The 21,397-nt window shown below is 72.8% G+C and carries 32 protein-coding genes; 20 read left to right on the top strand and 12 right to left on the bottom strand.

The genetic code is table 11. The annotated features are described in order from the left end of the window. Window positions 1-22 precede the first annotated feature (22 nt). The 4 genes from trpS (at window position 23) to ABZ479_RS32165 (ending at window position 4,251) form a co-directional block, all read left to right on the top strand. Window positions 23-1,036 (top strand): tryptophan--tRNA ligase, encoded by a 1,014-nt coding sequence (gene trpS, locus ABZ479_RS32150; protein ID WP_500464845.1) that lies wholly within the window; start codon window positions 23-25, stop codon window positions 1,034-1,036. Window positions 1,037-1,205: 169 nt separating this feature from the next. Then, window positions 1,206-1,811: a 2'-5' RNA ligase family protein gene (locus tag ABZ479_RS32155; protein ID WP_500464846.1), complete on the top strand. Its 606-nt coding sequence runs from the start codon at window positions 1,206-1,208 to the stop codon at window positions 1,809-1,811. A gap of 46 nt (window positions 1,812-1,857) precedes the next feature. After that, window positions 1,858-3,258, top strand: coding sequence for a pyridoxal phosphate-dependent decarboxylase family protein (locus ABZ479_RS32160; protein ID WP_500464847.1), 1,401 nt, complete (start codon window positions 1,858-1,860; stop codon window positions 3,256-3,258). A 33-nt stretch (window positions 3,259-3,291) separates the two neighbouring features. After that, window positions 3,292-4,251: a YihY/virulence factor BrkB family protein gene (locus ABZ479_RS32165; protein ID WP_500464848.1), complete on the top strand. Its 960-nt coding sequence runs from the start codon at window positions 3,292-3,294 to the stop codon at window positions 4,249-4,251. Window positions 4,252-4,272: 21 nt separating this feature from the next. Here the strand turns inward: ABZ479_RS32165 and ABZ479_RS32170 are convergent, their stop codons facing one another. Both ABZ479_RS32170 and ABZ479_RS32175 read right to left on the bottom strand, forming a co-directional pair. Continuing rightward, a complete protein-coding gene (locus ABZ479_RS32170) occupies window positions 4,273-4,845 on the bottom strand; it encodes a 3'-5' exonuclease (RefSeq protein ID WP_500464849.1) in 573 nt (190 codons plus the stop codon). Beyond that, window positions 4,821-5,303: an ATP-binding protein gene (locus ABZ479_RS32175; RefSeq protein ID WP_500464850.1), complete on the bottom strand. Its 483-nt coding sequence runs from the start codon at window positions 5,301-5,303 to the stop codon at window positions 4,821-4,823. The genes ABZ479_RS32170 and ABZ479_RS32175 overlap by 25 nt, the downstream gene beginning before the upstream one ends. Before the next feature lie 97 nt (window positions 5,304-5,400). Here ABZ479_RS32175 and ABZ479_RS32180 point away from each other — a divergent pair, with 97 nt between their 5' ends. Both ABZ479_RS32180 and ABZ479_RS32185 read left to right on the top strand, forming a co-directional pair. Then, window positions 5,401-6,183, top strand: coding sequence for a helix-turn-helix domain-containing protein (locus ABZ479_RS32180; RefSeq protein WP_500464869.1), 783 nt, complete (start codon window positions 5,401-5,403; stop codon window positions 6,181-6,183). Beyond that, window positions 6,180-6,404 (top strand): DUF397 domain-containing protein, encoded by a 225-nt coding sequence (locus tag ABZ479_RS32185; protein WP_500464851.1) that lies wholly within the window; start codon window positions 6,180-6,182, stop codon window positions 6,402-6,404. Before ABZ479_RS32180 ends, ABZ479_RS32185 begins: the two co-directional genes overlap by 4 nt. A gap of 48 nt (window positions 6,405-6,452) precedes the next feature. On the opposite strand, the gene ABZ479_RS32190 is transcribed toward ABZ479_RS32185, so the two are convergent. Further along, window positions 6,453-6,671, bottom strand: a complete 219-nt coding sequence (locus ABZ479_RS32190; protein ID WP_499606558.1) for a hypothetical protein — start codon at window positions 6,669-6,671, stop codon at window positions 6,453-6,455. A 216-nt stretch (window positions 6,672-6,887) separates the two neighbouring features. Continuing rightward, window positions 6,888-8,378 carry a D-alanyl-D-alanine carboxypeptidase family protein gene (locus ABZ479_RS32195; RefSeq protein WP_500464870.1) on the bottom strand — a complete coding sequence of 497 codons (1,491 nt, stop codon included), beginning with the start codon at window positions 8,376-8,378 and terminating at the stop codon, window positions 6,888-6,890. A 225-nt stretch (window positions 8,379-8,603) separates the two neighbouring features. Between ABZ479_RS32195 and ABZ479_RS32200 the strand changes: the two genes are divergently transcribed. The 3 genes from ABZ479_RS32200 to ABZ479_RS32210 all read left to right on the top strand — a co-directional run bounded on the left by ABZ479_RS32200 (window position 8,604) and on the right by ABZ479_RS32210 (window position 10,649). Beyond that, window positions 8,604-8,852, top strand: coding sequence for an SCO4848 family membrane protein (locus ABZ479_RS32200; protein ID WP_499606559.1), 249 nt, complete (start codon window positions 8,604-8,606; stop codon window positions 8,850-8,852). Beyond that, a complete protein-coding gene (locus ABZ479_RS32205; protein ID WP_500464852.1) occupies window positions 8,849-10,126 on the top strand; it encodes a metallophosphoesterase in 1,278 nt (425 codons plus the stop codon). Before ABZ479_RS32200 ends, ABZ479_RS32205 begins: the two co-directional genes overlap by 4 nt. Before the next feature lie 118 nt (window positions 10,127-10,244). Then, complete coding sequence (locus ABZ479_RS32210) at window positions 10,245-10,649, top strand: ATP-binding protein (RefSeq protein WP_500464871.1); 405 nt, start codon at window positions 10,245-10,247, stop codon at window positions 10,647-10,649. A 39-nt stretch (window positions 10,650-10,688) separates the two neighbouring features. Here ABZ479_RS32210 and ABZ479_RS32215 read toward each other — a convergent pair whose 3' ends face one another. The 4 genes from ABZ479_RS32215 to ABZ479_RS32230 all read right to left on the bottom strand — a co-directional run bounded on the left by ABZ479_RS32215 (window position 10,689) and on the right by ABZ479_RS32230 (window position 13,777). Then, entirely contained in the window at window positions 10,689-11,396 is a 708-nt protein-coding gene (locus tag ABZ479_RS32215; RefSeq protein ID WP_499606561.1) for a TetR/AcrR family transcriptional regulator, read from the bottom strand. Window positions 11,397-11,406: 10 nt separating this feature from the next. After that, window positions 11,407-11,955: a thiol-disulfide oxidoreductase DCC family protein gene (locus ABZ479_RS32220; RefSeq protein WP_500464853.1), complete on the bottom strand. Its 549-nt coding sequence runs from the start codon at window positions 11,953-11,955 to the stop codon at window positions 11,407-11,409. Window positions 11,956-11,960: 5 nt separating this feature from the next. Beyond that, window positions 11,961-12,371, bottom strand: a complete 411-nt coding sequence (locus ABZ479_RS32225; RefSeq protein ID WP_499606563.1) for a hypothetical protein — start codon at window positions 12,369-12,371, stop codon at window positions 11,961-11,963. Between the two features lie 155 nt (window positions 12,372-12,526). Beyond that, window positions 12,527-13,777: an MFS transporter gene (locus ABZ479_RS32230; protein ID WP_500464854.1), complete on the bottom strand. Its 1,251-nt coding sequence runs from the start codon at window positions 13,775-13,777 to the stop codon at window positions 12,527-12,529. 67 nt (window positions 13,778-13,844) lie between these two features. Here ABZ479_RS32230 and ABZ479_RS32235 point away from each other — a divergent pair, with 67 nt between their 5' ends. Continuing rightward, window positions 13,845-14,384 (top strand): MarR family winged helix-turn-helix transcriptional regulator, encoded by a 540-nt coding sequence (locus tag ABZ479_RS32235; protein WP_500464855.1) that lies wholly within the window; start codon window positions 13,845-13,847, stop codon window positions 14,382-14,384. A gap of 143 nt (window positions 14,385-14,527) precedes the next feature. Next, a complete protein-coding gene (locus ABZ479_RS32240; protein ID WP_499606566.1) occupies window positions 14,528-14,971 on the top strand; it encodes a DUF4234 domain-containing protein in 444 nt (147 codons plus the stop codon). 3 nt (window positions 14,972-14,974) lie between these two features. Here the strand turns inward: ABZ479_RS32240 and ABZ479_RS32245 are convergent, their stop codons facing one another. Further along, entirely contained in the window at window positions 14,975-15,424 is a 450-nt protein-coding gene (locus tag ABZ479_RS32245; RefSeq protein ID WP_500464856.1) for a helix-turn-helix domain-containing protein, read from the bottom strand. Between the two features lie 311 nt (window positions 15,425-15,735). Here ABZ479_RS32245 and ABZ479_RS32250 point away from each other — a divergent pair, with 311 nt between their 5' ends. The 3 genes from ABZ479_RS32250 to ABZ479_RS32260 are packed head-to-tail and all read left to right on the top strand — an operon-like array spanning window position 15,736 to window position 16,936. Beyond that, complete coding sequence (locus ABZ479_RS32250) at window positions 15,736-15,993, top strand: WhiB family transcriptional regulator (protein ID WP_500464857.1); 258 nt, start codon at window positions 15,736-15,738, stop codon at window positions 15,991-15,993. A 35-nt stretch (window positions 15,994-16,028) separates the two neighbouring features. Then, window positions 16,029-16,724: a hypothetical protein gene (locus tag ABZ479_RS32255; RefSeq protein ID WP_500464858.1), complete on the top strand. Its 696-nt coding sequence runs from the start codon at window positions 16,029-16,031 to the stop codon at window positions 16,722-16,724. Beyond that, window positions 16,721-16,936 carry a hypothetical protein gene (locus ABZ479_RS32260; protein WP_499606569.1) on the top strand — a complete coding sequence of 72 codons (216 nt, stop codon included), beginning with the start codon at window positions 16,721-16,723 and terminating at the stop codon, window positions 16,934-16,936. The genes ABZ479_RS32255 and ABZ479_RS32260 overlap by 4 nt, the downstream gene beginning before the upstream one ends. An 80-nt stretch (window positions 16,937-17,016) precedes the next feature. On the opposite strand, the gene ABZ479_RS32265 is transcribed toward ABZ479_RS32260, so the two are convergent. Next, window positions 17,017-17,466, bottom strand: a complete 450-nt coding sequence (locus ABZ479_RS32265) for a hypothetical protein (RefSeq protein WP_500464859.1) — start codon at window positions 17,464-17,466, stop codon at window positions 17,017-17,019. 439 nt (window positions 17,467-17,905) lie between these two features. Next, window positions 17,906-18,658, bottom strand: coding sequence for a VWA domain-containing protein (locus tag ABZ479_RS32270; RefSeq protein WP_500464860.1), 753 nt, complete (start codon window positions 18,656-18,658; stop codon window positions 17,906-17,908). Between the two features lie 112 nt (window positions 18,659-18,770). Between ABZ479_RS32270 and ABZ479_RS32275 the strand changes: the two genes are divergently transcribed. Together ABZ479_RS32275 and ABZ479_RS32280 are read left to right on the top strand one after the other, a co-directional pair. Next, window positions 18,771-18,968, top strand: coding sequence for a hypothetical protein (locus tag ABZ479_RS32275; RefSeq protein WP_500464861.1), 198 nt, complete (start codon window positions 18,771-18,773; stop codon window positions 18,966-18,968). 29 nt (window positions 18,969-18,997) lie between these two features. Next, on the top strand, window positions 18,998-19,129 hold the full coding sequence (locus ABZ479_RS32280; protein WP_500464862.1) for a hypothetical protein: 132 nt from the start codon (window positions 18,998-19,000) through the stop codon (window positions 19,127-19,129). A 73-nt stretch (window positions 19,130-19,202) separates the two neighbouring features. On the opposite strand, the gene ABZ479_RS32285 is transcribed toward ABZ479_RS32280, so the two are convergent. After that, window positions 19,203-19,607: a hypothetical protein gene (locus ABZ479_RS32285; protein WP_500464863.1), complete on the bottom strand. Its 405-nt coding sequence runs from the start codon at window positions 19,605-19,607 to the stop codon at window positions 19,203-19,205. A 27-nt stretch (window positions 19,608-19,634) separates the two neighbouring features. Between ABZ479_RS32285 and ABZ479_RS32290 the strand changes: the two genes are divergently transcribed. The 4 genes from ABZ479_RS32290 (at window position 19,635) to ABZ479_RS32305 (ending at window position 21,298) form a co-directional block, all read left to right on the top strand. Continuing rightward, window positions 19,635-19,865, top strand: a complete 231-nt coding sequence (locus tag ABZ479_RS32290) for a hypothetical protein (RefSeq protein ID WP_500464864.1) — start codon at window positions 19,635-19,637, stop codon at window positions 19,863-19,865. 127 nt (window positions 19,866-19,992) lie between these two features. Continuing rightward, window positions 19,993-20,844 (top strand): peptidoglycan-binding protein, encoded by an 852-nt coding sequence (locus ABZ479_RS32295; RefSeq protein WP_500464865.1) that lies wholly within the window; start codon window positions 19,993-19,995, stop codon window positions 20,842-20,844. After that, complete coding sequence (locus ABZ479_RS32300; RefSeq protein WP_500464866.1) at window positions 20,841-21,041, top strand: hypothetical protein; 201 nt, start codon at window positions 20,841-20,843, stop codon at window positions 21,039-21,041. Before ABZ479_RS32295 ends, ABZ479_RS32300 begins: the two co-directional genes overlap by 4 nt. Then, window positions 21,038-21,298 carry a hypothetical protein gene (locus ABZ479_RS32305; RefSeq protein WP_500464867.1) on the top strand — a complete coding sequence of 87 codons (261 nt, stop codon included), beginning with the start codon at window positions 21,038-21,040 and terminating at the stop codon, window positions 21,296-21,298. Before ABZ479_RS32300 ends, ABZ479_RS32305 begins: the two co-directional genes overlap by 4 nt. Window positions 21,299-21,397 lie beyond the last annotated feature (99 nt).

Genomic DNA, 21,397 nt, shown 5'->3' on the forward strand with positions numbered 1-21,397 from the left:
CGGACCTGAGAGAATGAGTGCCATGGCTCTCGATCGTCCCCGTGTGCTCTCCGGCATCCAGCCCACCGCAGGTTCGTTCCACCTGGGCAACTACCTGGGCGCGGTCCGCCAGTGGGTGGCGCTGCAGGAGTCCCACGACGCCTTCTACATGGTCGTCGACCTGCACGCGATCACCGTGCCGCAGGACCCGGCCGAGCTGCGCGCCAACACCCGGCTCGCCGCCGCCCAGCTCCTGGCCGCCGGGCTCGACCCCGAGCGCTGCACGCTGTTCGTCCAGAGCCACGTCCCCGAACACGCGCAGCTCGGCTGGGTGTTCAACTGCCTCACCGGCTTCGGCGAGGCGTCCCGCATGACGCAGTTCAAGGACAAGTCCGCCAAGCAGGGCGCCGACCGGGCCACCGTCGGCCTGTTCACGTACCCGATCCTGCAGGTCGCGGACATCCTGCTGTACCAGGCGAACGCCGTCCCCGTCGGCGAGGACCAGCGCCAGCACATCGAGCTCACCCGCGACCTCGCGGAGCGCTTCAACGGCCGCTTCGGCGAGACCTTCACCATCCCCGGCGCCTACATCGTCAAGGAGACGGCGAAGATCTACGACCTGCAGGAACCGCTGTCGAAGATGAGCAAGTCGGCGGCGTCCCCGAAGGGCCTGATCAACCTCCTCGACGAGCCCAAGACCTCGGCGAAGAAGATCAAGAGCGCGGTCACCGACACCGACACCGTGATCCGCTACGACGAGCAGGAGAAGCCGGGCGTCAGCAACCTGCTGACCATCTACTCCACCCTCACCGGCACCGGAATCCCGGAACTCGAGCAGAAGTACGAGGGCAAGGGCTACGGTGCGCTCAAGACCGACCTCGCGGAGGTCTTCGTGGAATGGGTCACGCCCTTCCGCGAGCGCACCGAGGAGTACCTGGGCGACCCGGAGACGCTGGACTCGGTCCTCGCCAAGGGCGCCGAGAAGGCCCGGTCCGTCGCCGCGGAGACCCTGGCGAAGGCGTACGAGAGGATCGGCTTCCTGCCCGCCAAGCACTGACGGCCCCCTCCCCTCCCGGACGCCCGGGAAGAGGGGCCTTAGGTCCCGCGCAGGTGTGACGGACGACGCTCGCGCGGGAGGCCGCGCGCGCGTCACACTGGCAATGACGGAGTTGTGCCCGCACGGCGTGCGTAGGTACGACGAACCGACCCGGGGAAGGGGTGAACGCGTGGGAAACCGCATGATCGGCGTGTCGATCGCGGTCCCCGAGCCTTACGGCAGCCTGCTGCAGCAGCGCCGTGCCGGCTACGGAGACCCGCTGGCGTACTGCATCCCCACCCACGTCACGCTGCTCCCGCCGACCGAGGTGGACACCGCGCTGCTCCCGGCCTTCCGGGAGCACCTCGCGCAGGTCGCCGCCACCGGCAGGCCCTTCCCCATGCGGCTGGAGGGCACGGCCAGCTTCCGGCCCGTCACCCCGGTCGTCTACGTCGACCTCGTCCAGGGCGGCCCCGACTGCGCCGAGCTGCAGGAGCGGGTCCGCTCGGGCCCGGTGCGGCGCGAGCTCCAGTTCCCGTACCACCCGCACGTCACCATCGGCCACGGCATCCCCGACGAGGCGCTGGACCGCGCGCAGACGGAGCTCGCCGGCTTCGCCGCCACCTGGACCGCCGGCTGCTTCTCGCTGTACGAGCAGGACGACGAGGGTGTCTGGCGCACCGTGCGGGACTACCCCTTCGGCGGCGCCGCCGCCGGGCACCGGCTCGTGCCGCACCAGCCCGGCGCGTGCGAGCCGCTCAGCACGGCTCCCGCGGGCGGCCCGCCGCACGGGTGAGCGCACCGGGCGCGGCCGGGCACGACGGCCCGCCTACGCTGCCGCCATGCACCCCACACTCGCCGCGGACCGCGCGCACCTCCCCGAACTCCTCCAGGCCGTGCGGGACCTGGCCGCCCGTGAGCTGGCGGCCGTCGACGACCGCCCGGCGGCCCGCCCCGGGCCCGCGCCCGAGCCGCAGCCGCTGCCCGTCACCGGAACCGGCGCGGAGGCCGCGCTCGCGCTCTTCGAGCGGCGCTGGGCACCCGGCTTCTCGGGCAGTGCCGGACCGCGTTACCTGGGCTTCGTCACCGGGGGAGCGACCCCCGCCGCCGTCGCCGGGGACTGGCTCACCAGCACCTACGACCAGAACGTCTCGGCGGGCGGCGACTCGTCGGCCGCGGCCCTGGAACGCGAGACCGTCGGCTGGCTCCGCACGATGTTCGGCCTCGGCGAGGAGCACAGCGGCGCCTTCGTCACCGGCGCGACCGTCTCCAACACCGTGGGCCTGGCGGTGGCACGCGAATGGCTCGGCGAGCGGCGGGGGCTGTCCGTCTCCCGCGACGGGCTGGCCGCGCTCGGCCCGGTGACGGTGCTCTCCGGCACCCCGCACTCCAGCGTCGACAAGGCCCTGTCCGTGCTCGGCCTCGGCCGGTCGTCCCTGGCCTCCGTGCCGGTGCTGCCCGGTGGCCGCGAGGCGGTGGACGTCGACCGCCTCGACGCGGCGCTGACGGCGCTGGAGGGCCGCCCGGCCGTCGTGGTCGCGAACGCCGGCACCGTCAACACCGTCGACTTCGACGACCTGCGCGCCGTCGCCGCCCTGAAGGAGCGGCACGACTTCTGGCTGCACGTCGACGCCGCGTTCGGTGGCTTCGCCGCGCTGTCGCCCGCGTACGCGCACCTCACCGAGGGCATCGACGCCGCCGACTCCGTCTGCGTCGACCTCCACAAGTGGCTGAACGTGCCCTACGACGCGGCCGTCCAGTTCACCCGCCGTCAGGACCTCCAGGTCAGGGTCTTCCACAACGCCTCGCCCTACCTCGGCCTGCCCGCCCTCCCCGACCCCGACTTCCTCCACCTCACCCCCGAGAACTCCCGCCGGCTGCGCGCCCTCGCCGCGTGGTTCTCGCTCACCGCCTACGGCAGCGAGGGCCATCGCGAGGTCGTCGAACGCAACGCCGCCTGCGCGCGGCACCTCGGCGAGCGCGTCGAGGCCGACCCCCGCCTGCGGCTGCTGGCGCCCGTCCGGCTCAACGTCGTCTGCTTCACCCTGGCCGGCGACCCCACGGCCGAGCGCGTCGCCGCGTTCGTCCGCGCCGTCGCCGCCTCCGGGGAGGCCTTCCTCACCCCGACGGTCCTCCACGGCGTGCCCGCGGTGCGCGCCGCCTTCAGCAACTGGCGTACATCCGGGGCCGACACGGACCGCGTCATGGACGCGATCACCGCCGCCGCGGCGGCCGCCACCTAGAGTGCACGTCGTGACGGAGGGTAGGCGCGCGGTATGGAATGGCTGACTCGGCTCCCAGTGATCGGACCGTGGATCGCGCGGCTCATGCGCACCCACGCCTGGCGCACGTACGAGCACCTGGAGGGCGTGCACTGGACGCGGCTGGCCGCCGCGATCACCTTCGTCAGCTTCGTCGCGCTCTTCCCGCTGCTGACCGTCGGCGCCGCCGTCGGCGCGGCCCTGCTGTCCCCCGGTCAGCTCAAGGAACTCGAGGGCAAGCTGACCGAGCAGGTCCCGGGCATCGCCGACCAGCTCAACATCGGCGGGCTCGTGGACAACGCGGGCACGGTCGGTGTCATCGCCGCCGTCCTGCTGGTCCTCACCGGCGTCAGCTGGGTCGGCGCCCTGCGGGACTGCCTCAGGGCGGTCTGGCACAAGGACGACGAGCCGGAGAACCCGTTCCTCCAGAAGCTCAAGGACTTCGGCGTGCTGGTCGGCCTGGGCGCCGTGGCGCTGCTCTCCGTCGCCTGCTCGGTCCTCGCCGGGACGGCCGTCGGCCGCCTCGGCGACGCCATCGGTCTCGACGAACACGGCCCCGGGCGGGCCCTGTTGTCGGTGGCGGGCTTCTGCATCGCCGTCCTCGTGGACCTGCTGATCCTCGCCTACCTGCTCACCCTGCTGCCCGGGGTCACGCCGAACCGCCGCGACGTCGTCGTCGCGAGCCTCATCGGCGCGATCGGCTTCGAGCTGCTGAAGCTGCTCATCAGCGGCTACCTGCAGAGCGTGGCCACCAAGAGCATGTACGGCGCCTTCGGGGTGCCCATCGCGCTGCTGCTCTGGATCAACTTCACGGCGAAGCTCCTGCTGTACTGCGCCGCCTGGACGGCCACCCCGCACAGCGCGGAACTGGCCGCCGCCCGCGCCGGGCGGCCCGAGGAGCCGGGTGAGCCCGAACGCGGTCGGGCCGCACGGCCGGAGCGACCGGAGAGGCCCGAGCGCCCCGAGACCGCCTGACGCCGTGCGGGCCCCCGCCGGTCAGTAGGCGGGGGTCGCCGGCCAGGCGCCTCGGCCCGCCAGGTCGACGACGAGGGCGGCGATGTTCCACGAGTCGTCCTCGCCGCGGTGGTGGCGGCCTTCCAGGGGCAGCCCGACGAGCCGCAGCGCCTCCGCCATGCCGGGGCGCTTGGTGAGGCGGTGGGTCTGGGTGAAGAGCGTCTTGACGTTGATGTGCCGGCCGCCGAAGGGGTACGTCGTGCCGGTGGCCCGGCACTGGCGGTTGAACTGGTGGCGGTCGTAGTCGCCCCAGCTCGCCCACGGGCGCGATCCCGCCCGGTGCTCGACGGCGAGCAGCTTGCACGCGTCCGCGAAGTCCAGCCCCGCGTCCACCTCGTCCTGCGTCAGACCGGTCAGCTCGGTGCAGAAGGGACTCACGGTGGAGCGCGCGGGCCGTACGAGGACGCGGTGGCGGGCGACGCGCTCGCCCGCGACGACGTCCACGACGGTCAGCCCGATCTCGATGATCTCGCTCACCGAGCCCTGCGGCGGCTCGCCGTCCCAGCACGTCGCCTCGACGTCTATGACGTTCAGGAGTCCCAGGTCACTGTCCATGGCGCGAACCCTACGTCGAGATCCGGCCACTGGTCACTACTGTTCACGGATGGTTTTGTCACTCTGAGTTCGAACCAGACCGTCTTGCCGATGCCGTACGGCCGAGGTTGAACGTTCCAGGCGTCGGCGAGCATCTCCACGAGCGCCAGCCCGCGCCCCGACTCGTCCGTCGCGGAGGCCCGCCGCGGCACGGGCGGGTCGTCGCAGGCGTCGCAGACCTCCACCCGCAGGACCCCCGCGACCAGGCCCGCCCGGGCGGCGATCCGCCGGTCCGGCGGAACCCGCGCGTGCCGGACGGCGTTGCCCATCAGCTCGCTGAGCAGCAGCACCGCGGTGTCCGTCGCCTCGGCGTCGAAGCCCCAGACGAGGGCCTGTTCGCGCAGCAGGGCCCGCGCCCGGCCGACGCTGCGCGGGTGGCGCGAAAACCACCACCCGACAGGGGGAGTTGTCTCGTTCATGGCTCAAAAGTGCAGGTCGCGGCGTACGGTCGGGAGGAGCGGCGCGAGTACGGAGGGTGGTTGTACCCGAGTGGCGAGTGACGTGTCCCCGCCCCCGATGGCGTGGCGGTACTGCGGCAACCAGGTCAAACTCTGGCGCGAGCACGCCGGCGTCACGCGCGAGCAGCTGGCCGACGAGGCGGGGTACGGCTACGAGACGGTCAAGTCGATGGAGCAGGGGCGTCGCCGCCCGACGCAACGGCTGCTCCAGGTCGCGGACGGGCTGTGCGGGGCGCAGGGCAAGTTGACGGCGGCGGAGGCGTTCCTCACCCCGGAGAAGTACCCGACGTATGCCCGGGAGTACATGCGCTACGAGGCCGAGGCGATCGCCGTCAACTGGTACGAGAGCCAGTACATCCCCGGGCTCCTCCAAAGCGAGGCGTACGTGCGCACGTTGCTCTCGTCCCACTGGCCGCCGCTCGACGAGGAGACGCTCGAGGAGCGCGTGGCGGCACGGCTGGAACGGCAGTTGATGCTGGACAGCGGGCGCCGCTCGTTCAGCTTCGTGGTGGAGGAGTCGGCGCTGCGCTCCTTCCCGGACCGCGAGGCGCACCGGGAACAGTTGCGGACGCTGCTCGTGCGCGGGCGCGCCCGGAACATCACCATCCAGGTCATGCCCGCGGACCGGGGCCTCCACCCCGGGCGGCACGGCCCGTTCGTCCTGCTGGAGACCGCCGAACACCAGCACCTCGTCTACGAGGAGGGGCAGACCACCGGACTCCTCTATGCGGACCCGGCGCGGGTCAGTATCGTCATGCGACGCCACGACATGATCACCCGGCAGGCCCTCGGTCCCGAGGAGTCCGCGCGGTTCATCGAGCACTTGGCGGAGGGACCATGACCGACGGACTCGTGTGGTTCACGTCCAGCCACAGCAACTCCGAGGGCGGCGCCTGCGTCGAGGTCGCGTTCGGGCCCGGCGCGGTCCTGGTGCGGGACTCCAAGGACCGGGCCGGGGCACGGCTGGCGTTCACGCCCACCGCGTGGGCGGAGTTCGTGGCGTACGCCGCCACGTGCGGCGCGGACGACGCCGGGCGACGACGCCCATCAGCGCCGCGATGACGAACGCGGGGCCGCGTAGCGCCCGTCGAGGCGGACGGACCGATCGGGTCAGCGCAGGAAGTGCGCGACGGTGAACCATGCGGCGGCCAGCACCAGCACGGTGATCAGGATGTAGCCCACCAGGTAGACCCCGGCGAGCACGGCCGCCGGGGCGGCGATGACCCAGCCGGCGCGTCCGGCGGGGGTCTTGGCCCTGAAGGCCGAGCGGACGCAGTAGGCGACCGCGACGAGGCCCAGGACGAGCCCGATGACCGACAACATGCCCATGGCGTGCTCCCATCCCGTACCGGTTCCCTGGTTCCTGGGTACTGGCAGGGCCGTCCGCGTGGCAGGGGGCGGTCGCAGCGGGGTGGGCGCACGAGCCGCACGTGCGCCGTCGAGCGCCCCCCTGTCCGGGGCATGTGCGCCTGGCACGGGACGGCTGCGGCCGGTGGCGTGCGCCACCGGCCGGGTACGGCGGGATCAGGCCACGTCTTGCCGGGGTCAGGCCGTGCGGTCGGCAGCGGTCCCGGCCTTCCGCCCGGTGCCGTCGTCCGCCGCGGTCTCCTCTGCCGCGGTCTCCTTCTCCGTCACTTCCTTCGCGCCGGTTCCGCCCTCCGCGTCGGACTCCGCGTCGGACTTCGCGTCCGTCTCCGCGTCGGCCTCCGTGGTGCCGGCCTTCTGCCCGTCCGCCTCTTCCCCGGCCGCCTCCGCGGGCTTCGCGGCAGCGTCGTCGCCGGGCTTGGTCGGGGCGGGGATGACGGCCTTCGCCGTCCGCTGCGGCAGCGGCCAGCGGCGGCGTACGAGGTAGGCCAGGGCGGCGATGACCAGCACCGAACCACCGGTGAGCGCGAGGGCCGTCCAGGCCCCGCCGCCGCCACCGGAGGGGGTGGGCGCCGCGGCCTGCTGCGGGGCCTTCCTGCTGGGGGAGGCGGAGGGGGAGGGGGACGCGGAGGCCGATGCGATGGCGGACTTCGGCGGCACCAGGATGCCGACGGGGGTGACCATGCCCTCCGCCTGGAAGCCCCAGTCGAGCAGCTTCGCCGCCTCCTTGTAGGCCATGTTGTGGCCGTCGCCGGGGTGCATGACGGTCACCAGCAGCGTGCGGTCGCCGCGCTGCGCGACGCCGGTGAAGGTGTTGCCCGCGTTGGTGGTGTAACCGTTCTTCACACCCGCGATGCCCTGGTAGGTGGGGAGGTCGTAGTCGCCGGAGAGCAGCCGGTTGGTGTTCTGGATCTCGAAGCTGCTGCGCTTCTTGGTGCCCTTCTTGCCCTTCTTGCCCTTGGTCTTCTTCCACTCGCCGGGGAACTGGGCGCGCACGGTCGAGCAGTACTCGCGGAAGTCCGCGTTCTGCAGGCCGGAGCGGGCGAAGAGCGTCAGGTCGTACGCCGAGGAGACCTGGCCGGGCATGTCGTAGCCGTCCGGGGAGATCACGGTGGTGTCGTCCGCCTGGAGGTCCTCCGCCTTGCGCTGCATCTCCAGGACGGTCGCGTCCACGCCGCCGTTCATGGAGGACAGGACGTGGACGGCGTCGTTGCCGGAGCGGAGGAAGACCCCGAGCCACAGGTCGTGGACGGTGTAGCTGAGGTTCTCCTTGACGCCCACGAGGCTGCTGCCCGCGCCGACGCCGTCGAGGTCGGAGGGGAGCACCTTGTGCGTCTGGGTCTTGTCGAGCTTGGGCAGCAGCGTGTCCGCGAACAGCATCTTGAGGGTGCTGGCGGGCGGCAGCTTCCAGTGCGCGTTGTGCGAGGCCAGCACCTGCCCCGTCTCGGCGTCGGAGACGATCCACGACCGCGACGTGAGCTTGTCCGGCAGGCCGGGAGCGCCGGCGAGCGGGCTGACCTGGGTGCCCGGCTGCCCCAGCCGGTCCCCGCCGACCTCCGACATCCGCGCGGGCGGCGACGGGGTGGCGGACGGGGAGGGCTTCTTCGCGTGCGCGACGGGCGCGGTGGCCAGGGCCGTACCGCCGACCAGTGCGAGGACGGACAGCACCATGGCGGAGCGGTGCGCGGCGCGGGGGAAGGAGTTCGGCACGATGAGAAGTTACAGGCCGTCCGGTGACCGCGGCAGGCGTGGGGGGCCGATCGGGTCCGTGACCGATCCCACGTGCCCGATGTGCAACCGGGCGGTGCCCATCGGCGTCTTGGGCGGCGGCCCACGGTGGAGGGACCGGGCGGACCCCGTGGGAGGGGGCCGCGCGGCGGCCCCCATACTGGTCGCATGAAGCTCAGCCGCCCCGTGTCCTGGTTCCTGACCGCCTTCGGGGTGTGGAGCTGGATCGTCTGGACGACGTTCGTCAAGAACCTGTGGAAGGACGCCAGTGGGCTCGCCTTCGAGGGCGGTGACCACGCCTCGCCCACCACGTACTTCTGGGTGCACCTGACGCTGGCGATCACCTCGCTCGTCCTCGGCACCGCGATCGGCGTCATCGGCGTCCGGGGTCTGAGAGCTCTGCGGGCGGGCCGGTGATCGTCGTCGTGGTCGCCGTCGTCGCGGCCGTCCTGGCGCTCCTCGGCGGGGTGCACTACTACCTGTGGCGCCGGCTGGTGCGCGACGTGTCCGCGCCGGGCGGCTGGTGGCGGCGGACGGGCACGGTCCTGGCGGTCGTCCTGCCGCTGCTGAGCCTGGGCGCGCTGGTCGGCGGGCGGTCACTGCCGCTCGCGGCCGAGCGGTGGCTGGCCTGGCCGGGCTACCTGTGGCTGGCGGTGCTGCTCTACCTCACGCTGGCGGTGCTGGTCGGCGAGGCCGTACGACCGCTGCTGCGGCTCGCGCTGGAGCGCCGGGAGCGGTCCCGGGGCGTGCGGGCCGCCGAGACCGCCGAGACTGCCGAGCCCGCGGGGCCGGCCGGGGAGGCTGCCGAGGCGTCCTCGCAGCCCCAGCCGAAGCCGGAGCCCCAGCCGGAGCCCGTGACCGCCGGACTGCCCAGGCGGCTGTTCGTGGCCCGTACGGTCGGCGCCGCGGCGGCCGTCGCCGCGGGGGTGACGGTCGGTCAGGGCACGTACGGCGTGCTGCGCGGCCCGCGCCTGAAGTACGTCACCGTGCCGCTCGCCAAGCTCCCCGCGAGCGCGGACGGCTACCGGATCGCCGTGGTCAGCGACATCCACCTCGGCCCGATACTCGGCACGGCGCACACCCGCCGGATCGTGGACACGATCAACGGGGCCCGCCCCGACCTCGTCGCCATCGTCGGCGACCTGGTCGACGGCTCGGTCGGGGAACTGGGTCCGGCGGCGGAGCCGCTGGCCGGGCTCCGGGCGCGGGACGGCAGCTACTTCGTCACCGGCAACCACGAGTACTTCTCCGGGGCCGCGCCGTGGATCGACTTCGTGCGCGACCTGGGCGTCCACCCGCTGGAGAACGCCCGCACCGAGCTCGCCGGCTTCGACCTGGCCGGGGTCAACGACATCAGCGGCGCCGAGCACGACCACGCCCCCGACTACACGAAGGCGCTCGGCGACCGGGACCCCGCGCGTGCGGTCGTGCTCCTCGCCCACCAGCCGGTGATGATCGACGAATCCGTCCGGCACCACGTCGACCTGCAGCTGTCCGGGCACACCCACGGCGGGCAGCTGTGGCCGGGCAACCACATCGCGGCACTCGCCAACCCCACGGTGGCCGGACTGGAAACGTACGGCGACACCCAGTTGTACGTCACCCGTGGCGCGGGGGCCTGGGGCCCGCCGGTCAGGGTGGGTGCGCCCTCGGACATCACGATCGTGACCCTGGCCGCACCGCGCGCCTGAATGTGGCCGGAAACCGCTCACCGAACGCGAACAATCTGACACGGAGCGCATTCCCCGCGTCGAAACTGGTAAGGGATGGCGCAACGGAAGGGGGGCGTTCGCTCATGGGGAGAGTGACCTGATGAGGCGCAGTGCGTTCCGGCTGCCCCGGCACCCGACGTCGGTCGGGCTGGCCCGGCACCGGGTACGTGACCACCTCGAGGGCTGGGAGCAGGAGGGCGAGACCGTCGAGTCCGTCGTCCTGGTCGTGTCGGAGCTGGCGACCAACGCCGTTCGGCACAGTCCGCTCCTGGAGCGGGAGTTCGAGGTGGCGGTGACCGTCCACTCGGACGGGTCGTGCGTCGTCGAGGTCTCCGACGGCGGCGCGCAGGCCCGCCCGGTGCCGCGCGACGCGGGGGACGGCGACGAGTCGGGGCGCGGTCTGCGGCTGGTGCAGGCGCTCTCGGACACCTGGGGCGTCCGGGAGCGCGGCCGGTACGGCAAGACGGTCTGGGCGGTGCTGGCCGAGCCCGCCGTGGGCTGACGGGGAGCGCCGCGCGGGCGGCGGGCGCGGCGGGCCGGCTCAGCGCCGGAAGAGGAACTCCGAGAGCAGCTCGCGGATCTCGCGCACGATGGGCCGCAGCAGCCGGTAGCGGGAGAGCCTGAGGATCCGCGCACCGAGCGGCGCGGTGCGGGCGACCAGCCGCCGGGTGCGCTCGGTGTCGGGGGAGTGGTCGAAGACCCAGTAGACGACGATGCCCATCTGGTACATCCACATCAGTTCGGGCAGCACGGTGGCGAGTTCGGCGTCGACCTTGATGTCGGAGCCGGCGAGCACCCGTTCGTGGATGGAGATGGCGGCGTCGCGGGCCGGGTGCGACTCGGGGGAGAAGGGGCTGAGCGGACTCGCCGGGTCGGCGGCGTTCTTGAAGAACTGCGCGGCGAACTGGTGGTAGGGGCGGGCCACGTCGATCCAGGCGGTCATCACGGTGAGCAGCCGCGCCGCGAGGTCCCGGTCCCCGCCGCCGTCCAGGAGGCCCCGGACCGCGGCCTCGTGCTCGGCGGCGAGGCGGTCGTAGAAGCCCTGGACGAGGTGTTCCTTCCCCGCGAAGTAGTAGTAGGCGTTGCCGACCGAGACCCCGGCCTCCTTGGCGATGGCGCGCATCGTGGTCTTGTCGTAGCCCCGTTCCTCGAAGAGCCGCATGGCCGTCTCGAGGATCAGGGCGCGCGTCTGCTCGCTCTTGGGGGGCCGGGGTGTCCCGGGGGTCGTGCCGGGGGGTGCTTCTTCCACGTCCGTGAGCCTAACCGGGCGGGGCGCAGCCGTCCGCGCAGGCGTCCGGGGCGGTGTCCCCGGCGGTGCCCGGGCCGGTGTGCGTCCAGCCGTCCTCGGGGTGGTACGACCAGCCCTCGCCGTTGGTGTACACCCGGCCGCCCCAGCCCGTCGCGGCGGCGCCGCGGCCCCACTGCGCCTCGCGGTAGCGCGCGGCGGCGAGCACCGCGGCCCGGGCGACGGGGGCTCCGGCCCGGGTGCCGAGGCGGTGCGCCAGCGGGCGGTACTCGGCGAGGGCCCACAGGCAGACCAGCCAGGCGGCGTCGTCCCGGTACACCTGCCCGGAGTCCCCGACGACGGTGATCTCGCGCAGGGTCGCGGTGTGGTCGAGCTCCGGGAAGCGGCGCCGGGCCTCCTCGGACGCGACCGGGACGAGGTCCAGCGGCACGATCTGCCGCTGTCGTTCCAGCCAGCGGCGGACGAAGGAGCAGAGCGAGCAGTCCGGGTCGTACAGCACGGTCAGCAGGCGGACCGGCACCGGGGCCGCCGGAGCGGCCCCGGTCGCTGGGGTGCGGTCCACGGCGGTCACGCCCCGGGCCGCGCGGGGGCGGTCCAGCCCTGCGGGCGGACGGGCGGCACCTGCTCGCGGTCCATCACGCCCCGGCGGCGGATCTTGTTGAGGACGTAGACGTTGGCCAGGTGCAGTACCCCGAGGACGAGCAGGACGACACCGAGCTTGACCGACAGCGCCTCGAAGAGCTCGCGGGCGTCGCCGACCGGGTCGGCGTTCTTCAGGTACAGCGCGACGAAGCCCAGGTTCACGAGGTAGAAGCCGACCACCAGGAGGTGGTTGACGGCGTCGGCCAGCTTCTCGTTGCCGTGGAGCACGTCTTCGAGGAAGACCTTGCCGGCCCGGCTGAGGGTCCGGGCCACCCAGACCGTCAGCGCGACGCTGATGAGCAGGTAGATGACGTATGCGACGACCGTGAGGTCCATGGGTCCCACCCTTTTCGAACGTGTTCAAAACCCGTTGCCGATGACTGTAGACCTGTTTTTGAACATGTTCAAGGGAGGAAGTGCGGTGCTCCCGCGGGGCCCGTGGAGCCGCCGCGCCGCGCTGCCGCGCGCGACCGGTCGCCGCCGCGTCGCCGTCAGCCCTTCACTGCCCGGTCGGCGACCGCGACGGGCGCGGCGGTTCCCGCGCGGGCCGCACCGATCGCCCGCACCCCCGGCACCGCCGCCGTCGCCAGGCAGGCGGTCGCCACGAGCGCCGCCGAGACCCACAGCGGGACCGCGGGGCCCCACAGGCCCTCGGCGAGCGGGGCCAGCGCGTAGCCGGCCGGCATCGCGGCGAGCGACAGCAGCCAGTCGTACGAGGTGACCCGGGCCAGCGCCTGCGGGGGCACCTGCTGCTGGACGACCGTCTCCCAGACCGGGTTGAGGTAGCCGAGGGCGGTCAGCGCCAGCCCGTACGCCGCGACGAGCAGCGGGGCCGGGGCGGCGAGGGCCAGCAGGGCCGACGGCAGCGCGTACGTCGCCAGGCCCAGGTTGGCGACCAGCACGGGACGGCGCGGGCGGGCCCGTGCGGCCAGCAGGGAACCGAGCACGAGCCCGACGGCCCCGGCCTCCAGCACCCAGAACCACACGCCCTCGCCGCCCAGCCGGTGGATCGCCACCCCCGGGCCGAGGGTGGTCAGGACCGCGGCCGCGCCGTTCCACGTGGCGTGCGCGACCAGGCTCGTCCAGTACCAGTCACGCGAACGGACCTCGCTCCAGCCCTCCTTGAGGTCGGCGAGCATCGACGCGCGGGGCAGCGGCGTCCGTTCGACCCGCAGCACCGCCAGCAGCGCGGCGCTCACCGCGAAGGAGGCGGCGTCCAGCACGAAGGCGAGGCCGGGGCCGGCGGCCCAGATCAGCGCCGCCGCGACTGCCGGGCCGCACAGCCGGGTCACGCTGCTCGCCACCCCCAGCAGGGAGTTGGCCCGCTGCCGGGCCGCGCCGTCGGTCACGGTGCCGGCGACCAGCGGGGACTGGGTCGGCATCGAGAAGGCGGAGGCGGCGCCGCCCACCGCCTCCGCGAGCGCGATGGGGACCAGCGAGGGTTCGCCGCCCAGCAGTTCGAGCCCGACGAACAGCTGCGCGGCGCAGCGCACGAGGTCGGTGGCGAGCGCCACGCGGCGGGCGTCGAAGCGGTCCGCGACCACCCCGCCGAGCGGGAGGAGCAGCAGCTTCGGCACCAGCGCGCAGCCCAGGACGAGGGCGAGGGCCGAGACGTCGCCGGTCGCCCGGGTCACGGCGATGACCAGTGCGGCGGGCACGAGCCCGTCGCCGAGCAGGGACAGCGCGCGTCCGGCGAACAGCAGCCGGAAGCCGCGCAGCCGGAGGGGGTGTGTGGGCGTCATGGCACGCCAATGTATTTCGGCACCGAATCATTCGCCACCGAAATATATTGCGCCGTACGATTCGGCCATGGAAGCCGATGCCGAAACCGTCGCCGACACGGCCGCCGAGGGCGCCGCGGTGGAACGGGACTGGACCGACGGGCACGTGGAGCGCTGGCTGCCCGTGCTGCCCGACCTCGACCCGGACATCGAGGGCGCCGTCACCCGCATGAAGCTCGTGACCAGCCACCTGCGCAAGGTCCGCGAGCAGTCGCTGGTCGACTTCGGCCTGCAGCGGCACGAGTTCGACACCCTGCACGCCCTCGCCGGGCGCGGCGGACGCGCGGCCCCCTCCGAACTCGCCGCCGACCTCGACCTGGCACCCGCCTCCGTCACCGGCCGGCTCGACGCGCTGGAGGCCCGCGGCCACGTCCGGCGCACCCACTCCACCGCCGACCGCCGGCGCATCGACGTCGAGCTGACCGGGTCCGGCCGGGCGACCTGGCTCGGTGCCATGGACGTCCTCGGCCACGAGGAGTACCGGTTGCTGGGGACCCTCGACGCGGACGAACGCCGTCACCTCTCCGACCTGCTGCGACGCGTCATGGTGAGGGCCGAGGGCGGCTGAGCACAGGATCCGGGAAGATCCGACATCCTGTGCGAAATTTGTGAGCGTTCACCGCTGACAGGCTGCCGAACCGCCGAGTAGCTTTACGTTCTCTTCGGCACGCAACCGCTCCGTCACTGCCGAAGGCCCGACCTGGGGGCAGCATGTTCAACGAGGACCGCTACCTGACCCTCCCCTCACCGCGGGGACCCTTCCCGGGCTTCCCCGTCGCCGGGGGCGTGGGACTCGCCACGCCGTCCGGCGACATGCGCCGCCCCGGGGCGGTCTGGCTGATGGGGCCCCTCACCTTCGGCGTGTACTGGCTCGTCTGGTACTACCGGGCCAACAAGGAGCTGCGGGAGTTCGACCCCGGCATCAAGGTCCGTCCCGCCCTGGCCGTGCTCGCCGTGAGCCTCGGCGCGCTGCTGCTCGTGCCCGCCGTCGTGTCCCTCTACAACACCGGCTGCCGCATCGCCCGCGCCCAGCGCCGCGCGGGCCTCCACAACACGGTCTCCGGCCTCAAGGGACTCCTGCTGGCGCCGGCGTTCGGGCTGACCTCCTTCTACTACCAGGAGCAGCTCAACCAGGTCTGGGTCGCCCGGAACTGACGTTCAGCCCGTCGCGCGGTCGCCCGCCGGCAGGTCCGCGGCGTGGCCGGGGCGGGTGAACTGCTCCGTCACCTGGATGAACGCCGCCTTCAGGTGCTCCGGGATGCCCAGCGCGTCCGCCGCCTGCGCGGCGGTCATGCGCGGTCCCGCGGAGGTGCCGCCCGCGGGGTGGGCGCCGGGCGGGGGGAGGTCGTCCTCGCTCAGCTTGCCGGACCGGACGAGTACGTCCCGTACGGGGATGCCGAGCGCGCGGGCGAGCCCGCGCATCGTCTCCAGGTCCGGCATGCTCTGCCGCTGCAGCAGCCGCGTGATGGCCGCGCGGTGCACCCCCGCGTCGTCCGCGAGCTTCGACTTGCCGCCGCCGCGCGGGCTGTCGATGTCGTACCCCCGGCCGCGCATGAGGCCTTCGATCCAGTCGGCGAACTCTTCGATGTGGTCGGCATCGCTCGGCACCTGTGGGGCTCCTCCCTCTCGCATTCTTCACGATAACCAGCGTGCGCGTGCGAAATGTACCGTTGCGCGCTCGCATCGGTGAAGATCCCGTGTCCGGGTCGTCCCTGGTCCCCGCGGCGCTGTCCGGGGCTTCTCGAGGGGGGTTGTTCGAGAGGGCTCCCGGAGGACGCTCCGCGGGCCCCAAGAGGTCTGGAATATGCCTCAGGCATAGGCCTCCGGCCTGCGCCGGCAACAAATTTGTTGCGAGCGCGATCGCAACATGCGAAAGTATGTTCGAATTCGAGTCGTCAACGTCGGAGGGTCCGACCGCCGTGTCCTTACGTTCCCCGCACGATCCCCAGCCCCCGCGAGCCCCCGCCTGCGCCGGCCTGCCACCCTCCGTGGTCTTCGCCCGGCGTACCGGGGAGGCGATGCCGGCGCTGCTCGCCTGCGCCCGGTGCCCGATCCGTGCGACGTGCGAGGAGGTCGTCGACCCCGAGCACAACTGGTTCGACGGCGTCTGCGCGGGCCGTCTGTGGCGCAACGGCCGGGTGATCGCGGCGGCGCCGGCCCCCGGCCTGTCCGCGTGAGCCCCACCGCCGTCCACGACGAAAGGAATCGGCACGTGACCTGCAACCTCGCCGTCGAGCACACCGCCCGGGCCGCCCGGTGGCTGGACATCCTCCGGCGTCAGTTCCCCGAGCTCGTCCGCGAGCTCGTCCCCGGCAGTCCCGGCTCCTCGGCGATGTCCCGGGACCCCCTGGCGCCGGAGGCGCTGCGCTCGCTCGCCGAGCGCGACCGGGAGGACCGGGCCGACCGCGCGTGGGTGCTCGGCGGGGGCTCCGCCCCGCTGCGGCTCCACGTGTCCGACGCCCTCCGGGACATCACCGACGGCGTCGTCGAACTGGAGGAGGCCGTACGGGACAAGCTCGGCCTCGCCCGGGCGCGCCGCGCCCCCGTCCCCGAACGCCTGGGCCGGATCGTGGGTCTGCTCGACCGGGTGTCCGGGTATCCCGTCCTGGCCGCGCACGTCCTCGACGAATGCCGTCGCATGGCCCGCCGCTGCCAGTCGGTGCTGGGCGAGACCGAGGTCCTGGTCCGGGTCGACGGACGCTGCCCCTGGTGCGACTCGGTCTCGCTGCGGGCGCTTCCCGCCCGCCGGGCGGTGCTCTGCGTGAACCCCGGGTGCCGCTGCACGGACGAGGGCTGCGGCTGCGCGGACGACCCCGCGCGCCGCCACACCTGGGCCGAGACCGCGTGGGCTCAACTCCCCCTGGATCCGGCGGCGATCGCCGGACTCGTGGACCGGGAGGCCGAGTGAGGGGCGCGGCGCTCCCGGGACCGACGCTGATCAACGGTGAGGCCGCCGCACGCGAGACGGGCGTCGTCCCGGCCACGATCCGCAAGTGGGTGCAGCTCGGGCACCTGGCGGCGGCCGGCCGCAACGGCCGGGCGAGCCTGTACCGGCTGGAGGACGTGTTCGCCGCCGAGCGGAGGGCGCGTGGCCGAAAAGCGACCATCCGGCGCCCCTGACGCCAGCACACCCCCATGCATCGCCCCGCGTACCCGAGGAGGTACGCGGGGTGCCGTCGCGTCCGGGGGACCGGCCGGCGTCAGGTCATGCCCGCCCCCGGCAGGCCCCGGGGCGGACGGCGCGGCCGCTTCGGCCGGGGAGCGGGCACCGGTCCCCGCGGGGCGGGCGCCGCGTCGGGCGCCGGGTCGGGCGCCGGGTCGACGAGCCGCGGAAAGCCCCCCGGGCGGGGGCGGGCGGCGCCGTCCTCCCGCTCCGTTCCCGCTTCCTCCCCGTACTGGTCCATCGCGTCCTGCCAGCCGTGAGCGTAGGCCCGCAGGGTGATCTCCTCCAGGTGGGAGCGGGTGACGGCCACGAGCCCCCCGGGCAGGCAGGCCTGGACGATCTCCTCGATGAGCCCGCGGGCCTCCTCCTCCGTCAGGAACCGGGCGGCGGGCGGAGCGGCGGGCCGGGCCTGTTCCTGAGCGTGTTCCTGCGTGCGCTGCCGTACCCGGTGCTCCACCGGTTCGTGCATGTCCTCCGTGCCTGGCACGGCACTCCCTCCCCGTTGCCCCCTGGTGCCGGGCGGCGGCCGGGCGTCGCCCGGCACCAGACGTCCTTCAAACACGTGTTCACCACTTTGGGGCGTCGTCAATCCTCGTGCGGCGTGGACGGGCGACGGGATCCGGCCAACGCGCGGACATTCAAGTTGCGTGCGCGAGCGCAATCAATCACCATGGATGCAGCGGCGGAGCTGTGCCCGGTACCGGGCCGGCCCGCCGCTTCGTACTGGACGGCGGCCTTCCGCCCGCACCGCGGAACTCGCCGCCACCGACCGGAAGATGACGCTCGTCCACGGCTCCACCACGACCAACGGCAGAGGCGCGTATACCTTGGGCCTCCCCGTCGCCGGTGCCGTCGGCACGCTCGTCCAGTGTCCGGGGCGGCGTGTGGCGCGGTCGGCCGTGTCACCCAGGGGCCCCGCCACGCGCTCAGTTCGCCGTCCGGGAACGCGCCTTCCGCCAGCGGACGAAGGGCTTCAGTACGCCGCGGAAGAAGAAGTACTCGGGCGTCTCCTGGATCGCGTCCCATCCCTTGTAGAGGTCCAGGTTGGAGATGTGTGGCGCCTCGACCCGCAGCGTGTCCAGGCGGTCGAGGACGGATGACCCGACGCCTGTGTCGCCGACGAACTGCCAGAAGACGTTCCTCCCGGATGCCGCCTCGAGCTGATCGGCCATGCCGGGGCCCTCCGAGTGGAATCCCCAGACGTAGAACAGGACGAGGGCCGGGCCGTCCTCCACGCCGAGGCTCCGCGCGATTCCCCGGATCGCCGCGGCCGCGTCCTCGGGGCCGAAGAGTTCGTAGCGGTCCGAGTGCCGGGCCAGGAGATTACCCGGCGCGGCGTCCCGGGAGAGCAGCGGCTCGCCAGGGAGCACCGCCCAGTCGGCGATCCACCCCGCGGCCTGAGGCAGGCGGAGCTCCGGAAGACGGTGCGGCCGTGATGTGTACATCCAGGCGTCCACACCCGCCCCCGGAGCCAGGAGTTCGCCCAGTACCGCGGCCCTGCGGGCCATGTCGGCGATGACGCCGGTCTCGAACGGGTGGCGGTGCGCGCCGGGCAGGGCGAGGACGACACGGGTCGAGTGCCGCTTCGTTCCGCTGATCCGGGTTGCCGCGGAAGCAGCGAAAATCCCTTTACGGGTTTTCGTTCCGTTTCCCGGTGGACGCAAATCTCCGCCAGTCATGTCGGGAGGCTATGACGCCGCTCGGTGTCGATGCAACCAGGACTGCGGGAGTTCGCATGGGATTTGACGTGGACAAAGTGACGTCGAGGGGCTCACGGCGGCCGTCGCGGTGGTGGCGGCCGCCGCGCAACCGTTCAAGATCGACCATGACTTCGTCAAGACCGAGGAGAAGGGACTCAGTGTCCGCGGCGTACAGAGAATCACCTTCGCCAACGTGGCGGCTACGGAGAAGGAGAAGAACGAGAAGAAACAGCTGGAACGCGACAACCGTCTGCGAGGAATCTCCTCGACAAATCGAAGCGGCGCGTAATTTTCCTTGCCCAGGAGGCGGCCGACCGTGTGAGCAGAGATGTCCGCAACCTCAGGGACAGCGAGGGATCGGACCTCGGGACCCGGGGAGGCGAACGCGAGGAGTTCGACAAGCTGCGGAACTCCGTGCAGGGACTCGGTCAAACGCTCGTGGGCATCTGATCGCCCCCCTCAACGGAATTGAGGCGGACATGGATCTGAACCAGGTCATTGCCGGTGTCCCGCCCGGGAACGGTCATCGCCCGCGTCGGAGCATTCTGGCGACGGGGCCGGGTGCATCGGTCGCCGACCGTGCCGGACGGAACGGTTCGGCGGTCTGTTCCTCGGACACGTGAATGGCTTCGGCCAGGCTCACCCGGAAGTGGGACCTCCAGCTCTCGAACCGGAGCTCGACAAGCCACGAATCCTCGGTGAGGCGGTAAACGGTACGGCCGGGCGTGCCATTTCCCCAGGACCGGCGCTGCGGCAGGTGGGAACGAGCCGTGTCCAGGGCGAGTTCCCGGGCTTTTTCCTTGCCCTCTTCTGAATGGCGTGCACTTGTGAGAGACCAGCGTTGAAAGTAGTCGCCGGTCTCCGAGTTGATGGACTGGAACACTGAGACGTCTTCTTCGACCAGGACATACCAATTCGACCGGTTCACGGGATGCACTCTAATCGTGGGTCCTTCATGTCCGCCACGGTGCGCAGGGCGTCGGACAACGCGGTGATCCTCACGACCAGCGACGACCGGGCGGCGCTGGTCACCAACACCGGCCGGGTGTCCTCGTCCAGCCAGTTCCTCGTGACGGGCCTCACGACGGGCGCCGGCTACACCGTCACACCCGCCTACCGCTCCGGCAACGCGGTCAACACGGCCACCTTCGACACCCGCTTCATCCGGATCGACCCACTGCTGTAGCGGCGCCCTGCGCCCCCGCCCCCCCCGAGCCCCTCACCGCCGTGCACACGGCGGTCCGGGGCTTTCCCGTTCCCCCCGCTCCACCCGTTCCACCCCATCAGATCCGTCCCCCACCAAAGGAGGAACCATGGCCGCACCCGTCTCCGCGACGGCGTTCCTGGCCGCTCTCGACGCCGAAGGCGTCACCGTCGCCGGGCACGGCGACTGGCGCACCCACCACCGCAACGCCGTCGGCGCCTGGGGCCCGGTGCACGGTGTGATGCTGCACCACACCGCCGGCCAGGACAGCGTCGGGCTGTGCCGGACCGGCCGCCCCGACCTGCCCGGACCGCTGTGCACCGGCGTCGTCGCCAAGGACGGCACCGTGCACCTCGTCGGGTACGGGCGCACCAACCACGCGGGAAGTGGTTCGAGCGCCGTCTACGAAGCCGTCCGCGCCGGCCGCCCGGTGCCCGCGGGGCCGGGTGCCGACACCGTCGACGGCAACGCCCACTTCTACGGGTTCGAGATCGAGAACCTCGGCGACGGCCGCGACCCCTACCCGGCCGCCCAACTGACCGCCGTGGAGCGGACCGCGGCCGCCCTGTGCCGGACACACGGCTGGAGCGCCGCCCACGTCGTCGGGCACAAGGAGTGGACCCGGCGGAAGATCGATCCGAGCTTCTCGATGCCCGCCATGCGGCAACGCGTCGAGAAGCGCCTGGGAGCCCGCCCCGCGCGGACGTACGAGCCCTTCCCGGGGGCGGCCTTCTTCCGGGCCGGGCGCCGCAGCGACGTCGTCACCGCGATGGGGAAGCGCCTGGTCGCCGTCGGCTGCGGCCGCTACCGGCAGGGTCCCGGCCCGGAGTGGACCGAGGCCGACCGCAGCTCCTACGCCGCCTGGCAGCGCAAGCTCGGCTGCGGCGGCGCGGACGCCGACGGCACCCCCGGCCGCACCAGTTGGGACGCCCTGCACGTCCCGGGGAAGGAGACCGCATGACCGACGCCGACCGCCGTACCGTCCGCACCCTCGTCCAGACCGGCGTCGCCCTCGCCGCCCCCGCGTCACTGCTGGTGGACGCGACATGGCCGGGCGCCTGCACCGTGCTCGCCGTCGCGGCGGGCGTCACCCGTGTGATGTCCCTCGACGCCGTCGAGCGGCTGCTGCCCTCCTGGCCGAGGAGGTGCGGCCGATGACCACGCATCAGGAGGGCACCCTCGGGGCCGCCCTCGAACTCGAACGCCTGCGCCGCTCCGTCGACGTCGGCTTCGCCACCAACCGGGGGGACCTCGCCCTGCTCCTCCAGCGCGCCGACCAGACCGACAAGGTGCTGGGCGAGCACGAGGAGCGTCTGGAGGCGCTGGAGCGTTCCCGCTGGCCGCTGCCCGCCGTGGCGGCGCTCACCGGGCTGCTGGCGCTGGTCGTCGCCGCCTACGGGATCTTCGCCCGGTGACCCGCGGGCCCGCTCACGGCACGGCATCGCGCTCTTCGGGGTCGGCGTCGGCAGCGAGTACGGCGACGAGCTGATGGAGCGGCTGGTCGACAAGGGCGA

The organism is Streptomyces sp. NPDC005722 (assembly GCF_040630935.1).
GTDB lineage: Bacteria > Actinomycetota > Actinomycetes > Streptomycetales > Streptomycetaceae > Actinacidiphila.

Bases quoted from the DNA above. Each gene is read 5' to 3' on its own strand.
- trpS (WP_500464845.1), top strand. From the start codon at position 23: ATGGCTCTCGATCGTCCCCGTGTGCTCTCCGGCATCCAGCCCACCGCA.
- ABZ479_RS32160 (WP_500464847.1), top strand. From the start codon at position 1,858: ATGCACCCCACACTCGCCGCGGACCGCGCGCACCTCCCCGAACTCCTC.
- ABZ479_RS32165 (WP_500464848.1), top strand. From the start codon at position 3,292: ATGGAATGGCTGACTCGGCTCCCAGTGATCGGACCGTGGATCGCGCGG.
- ABZ479_RS32170 (WP_500464849.1), bottom strand. From the start codon at position 4,845: ATGGACAGTGACCTGGGACTCCTGAACGTCATAGACGTCGAGGCGACG.
- ABZ479_RS32175 (WP_500464850.1), bottom strand. From the start codon at position 5,303: ATGAACGAGACAACTCCCCCTGTCGGGTGGTGGTTTTCGCGCCACCCG.
- ABZ479_RS32180 (WP_500464869.1), top strand. From the start codon at position 5,401: ATGGCGTGGCGGTACTGCGGCAACCAGGTCAAACTCTGGCGCGAGCAC.
- ABZ479_RS32185 (WP_500464851.1), top strand. From the start codon at position 6,180: ATGACCGACGGACTCGTGTGGTTCACGTCCAGCCACAGCAACTCCGAG.
- ABZ479_RS32190 (WP_499606558.1), bottom strand. From the start codon at position 6,671: ATGGGCATGTTGTCGGTCATCGGGCTCGTCCTGGGCCTCGTCGCGGTC.
- ABZ479_RS32195 (WP_500464870.1), bottom strand. From the start codon at position 8,378: ATGGTGCTGTCCGTCCTCGCACTGGTCGGCGGTACGGCCCTGGCCACC.
- ABZ479_RS32200 (WP_499606559.1), top strand. From the start codon at position 8,604: ATGAAGCTCAGCCGCCCCGTGTCCTGGTTCCTGACCGCCTTCGGGGTG.
- ABZ479_RS32225 (WP_499606563.1), bottom strand. From the start codon at position 12,371: ATGGACCTCACGGTCGTCGCATACGTCATCTACCTGCTCATCAGCGTC.
- ABZ479_RS32230 (WP_500464854.1), bottom strand. From the start codon at position 13,777: ATGACGCCCACACACCCCCTCCGGCTGCGCGGCTTCCGGCTGCTGTTC.
- ABZ479_RS32235 (WP_500464855.1), top strand. From the start codon at position 13,845: ATGGAAGCCGATGCCGAAACCGTCGCCGACACGGCCGCCGAGGGCGCC.
- ABZ479_RS32240 (WP_499606566.1), top strand. From the start codon at position 14,528: ATGTTCAACGAGGACCGCTACCTGACCCTCCCCTCACCGCGGGGACCC.
- ABZ479_RS32270 (WP_500464860.1), bottom strand. From the start codon at position 18,658: ATGACTGGCGGAGATTTGCGTCCACCGGGAAACGGAACGAAAACCCGT.
- ABZ479_RS32290 (WP_500464864.1), top strand. From the start codon at position 19,635: ATGTCCGCCACGGTGCGCAGGGCGTCGGACAACGCGGTGATCCTCACG.
- ABZ479_RS32295 (WP_500464865.1), top strand. From the start codon at position 19,993: ATGGCCGCACCCGTCTCCGCGACGGCGTTCCTGGCCGCTCTCGACGCC.
- ABZ479_RS32300 (WP_500464866.1), top strand. From the start codon at position 20,841: ATGACCGACGCCGACCGCCGTACCGTCCGCACCCTCGTCCAGACCGGC.
- ABZ479_RS32305 (WP_500464867.1), top strand. From the start codon at position 21,038: ATGACCACGCATCAGGAGGGCACCCTCGGGGCCGCCCTCGAACTCGAA.